Below are 3072 nucleotides of genomic sequence, written 5' to 3'. Positions count from 1 at the left end.
CGGTTGACAAAGCGTTTGGACAGCAGGGTGATCCAGTTAATGCCCCGGATGGAATGTTCATACTGTAATTTAGCTGTGTGCACTGCGGAGTTCACTTGCAGGGAAGGATAGCGCTGTGCTAACTGGTACTCTAAAGGAAAGTAATCGTAGAAGTCGTTGGGTAAAACCAGACAGTAACCACAATCCCCACTGTCAGGTTCAAGCTGTTCACACAGAAAATTCAGCCAGGCCATAAAGCGAGCCATACCCTCTTGTTCCTTTAGATAATCCCAGGGCAGCACCAAACTCAGGTAGGAGCTGTCATCGTCACCATCAATTTCTCGGGAATCCAGATAATGCATCAGATAGTGAGGAGCTTCATAGAGATTTTTAGCGTCACTAACATCCCAGCCAGAAAACTGGTTTTTTTTCTGATTAAGGATGCCTTCTTCGACTTTAGCAATGTTTTCCGGTGAATATTTTTTTAGCCCTTTCAGCTCATGACAATGAAAACGCAGGTGAGTGCCAAACTCTTCGCGAAAGCGGCGATAGCAGGCCAGAATGCGTTGCTTTTTCTCCTGAGTGTAACCCTGTTTAAAAAACAGGGTTATCGAGATACCCAAGCGGGAAACAGTCAACCCATCGCCATTGAGGAAGGTAAACGCAGCCAGTTGTGATCTCAACTGGGCAAAATAATCCAAAGTTTTCATATTTCTCTCCTTTCATTATGAAGCACTGGCGAATGTCACACTCGCCAATATTGCCAGGACAGCGGCTAATGCGGCGGCGCTGACCGCTGCGGCAGCAGTTAAAATTTCCACCAGTGCAATCAGCGCCGCAGCGACGGCAAGGGTGACGAGAATAACAACGGCAACACCGGCAATAATTACCACGACTTCCAACATGCCTTCACCCACCTCTTTAAATATTTGCATCCAGCTAATACTTTTTAGCTCTTCCAGGGTGATATCCGAACCCTGTTGCACGGTCTGCCATTGGGCTTTTATCTCACCCTCAGTCCAGGTCACAATTTTCCCCGTCTGTTCATTGACCCAGGAAAACGCGTAACTGACCTGATGGCTTATCGGGTCAATAATTTCTTCACACACCCACTTGCCCGCTTGATTGAACCAGAGACCAAACTGAGCAAGGAGCTCCCGGGTACTGTCACGGACATAATGCAATCCATTTTCGGCCAGACCAGCCACCTCCTGCCCGAGGACAACCCAGTCTTCATAGCTGGGTAAAAAAGACCAGGGGGAGGTACTGATAAGTGGGAGTTTTTTGGTCAGAGGTTGAGGAATGGTCCCCGGTACGCCCTCTTCGGGTGGAACGGGTAAAGCTTCATCATCAGGAGGAAAACCGGGTGGTAGCGGGGCCAACGGTATCGGATTTTTATAATGCTGGGAACCGGGTTGGTAATGTTTTCGCCATGCCTCATCATACTGTTTTTGCTCTTCTGTGCGGCTATCATCGATACGCAGCACCCCAAAGCGGTCTTCGGTTGCAATCTGAATGTAATCAATTTGTTGCCCTTTACTGAGGGAATCCCCCGGAAATTTCACCTCAATCAACATTTTTAGATTATCGGGGTGCACAGAACCATCGAAGTAGGTGGCATTTCTGCCCGGCCAGCGGAGCGCTTCATCCTTAACCAGAATAATATCGGGCCGACGGATACCAACAACCCCAAATTTCTCCGCATCGGCGGCAGGAGGCCGGGCGAACGGATTACTGGATTGCGGTAAATTATCACCATAACGCTGCTTAGAGATTTGACTGGTCGCCAGCATAGGCAGAGGAGCGTCCTTTTTCCCTCTGATAGCAAACACCACTTCTGCCTTATAAGGCCACAGGAAATCGTGCTTATACTCTTCAACTTTGATTAATCCGCTCATGACAATCTGTTTAAGAAAGCGAATCGCCCCCAGTTTAGTGATAATCATTGCCGGCAGTCGCTGGGCATATTCGGCTTTTTCCGCCAGATAGCAGGGATCTTCATCAGCGGGAAAGACCCCTATTTCCATCGTGCAATTAATTGAGGTCACGGCTGGGCACATCTTGCCGTTGTTGGATATTGCCATACTTATTTCTCCTTAAACTCCATCACATATTCTACCGGGGTGTTACCACTGACCCGGTATAAGGTTTGCTTCGGTTTCGGCGGGGCTTCTGGTGAATCCAGTTGCAGATTTTCTTCTTCCTCACTTTGTATGGTGACGGTTCTGCCCAGCGCATCGGTTTTACCAAAGGTAATCTGACCGCTGTTGTTGGTGATGGTATAGAGGGTATTCACCAGCGGCTTACCGCTCTGCTCACTGAGCAGGGTATAGCGGGCAGAATAGTCAAACAGCGCATCGGCGGATTTCTTTCCGGTGATATGGTCAGACATGGTGATACTGACCCCTTCAATACGGATATTCCCCATTGGGTCAATGACTATCTGCCCGCCCGCATTCCCAATCGTAATTTGCCCGCTTTCAGAGTTCAGAGTGATATGTTTACCCACGGTAATTTGCTGGTTATCGGTGACGTTCAATTGATGGCTTTTACCAATTGAAATAGCTTGCTGGCCTTGAATGGTCACCGTTTGATTTTTGCTAACTTCCAGCGTCTGGAAGCCCTGCACAGCTTCGTCATCATCGTGTTTAATTATCACCGTGCGGTTATGCGCAACGTCTGTTTTCTGGTCATGGTTTATCTGCGTGGTTTTATCCCGGAGAACCTGCGTATTCATATCCCGTTGTGCATGAATAAACACTTCCTCGCTGCCGTTTTCATCCTCAAAACGCAATTCGTTAAAGCCATTTCCTTTGTGGGTTTTGGTTCTGAATGTGGTACGGGTCTTTTCCGCCGGTAAATTCAACGGCGGACGGTTAAGCGCGTTATAGGTGCATCCGGTAATAATCGGGCGGTCAATATCACCGTTGAGGTAGGAGATAATCACTTCCTGACCGACTCGCGGTGTCGCCAGAAAGCCAAATCCGTTGCCATTCCAGCCTTGTGCCACCCGTACCCAGCAGGAAGCCTGGTCGTCCGGCGCGTCATAGCGGTTCCAGTGGAAGTGAACGCGAACCGCCCCCTCTTTATTGA

General features: G+C 48.8%; 3 protein-coding genes. All 3 read right to left on the bottom strand.

All coding sequences use genetic code 11. The annotated features are described in order from the left end of the window. Window positions 1-689 (bottom strand): type VI immunity family protein (locus ACGF7G_RS21795; RefSeq protein ID WP_387468345.1); only part of this gene is annotated, 689 nt, incomplete at its 3' end. A gap of 15 nt (window positions 690-704) precedes the next feature. Next, window positions 705-2063, bottom strand: coding sequence for a VRR-NUC domain-containing protein (locus ACGF7G_RS21790; protein WP_387468343.1), 1359 nt, complete (start codon window positions 2061-2063; stop codon window positions 705-707). 2 nt (window positions 2064-2065) lie between these two features. Next, window positions 2066-3072, bottom strand: a 1007-nt coding sequence (locus tag ACGF7G_RS21785; protein ID WP_387468341.1) for a type VI secretion system Vgr family protein, incomplete at its 5' end; no start/stop codon positions are given.

The sequence above is a fragment of the Photorhabdus sp. RM323S genome, assembly GCF_042879375.1.
In the GTDB taxonomy this organism is placed as follows: domain Bacteria; phylum Pseudomonadota; class Gammaproteobacteria; order Enterobacterales; family Enterobacteriaceae; genus Photorhabdus; species Photorhabdus tasmaniensis.
The sequence above is the reverse complement of the archived record's forward strand: the minus strand, read 5'-3'. Positions and strand labels throughout refer to the sequence as shown.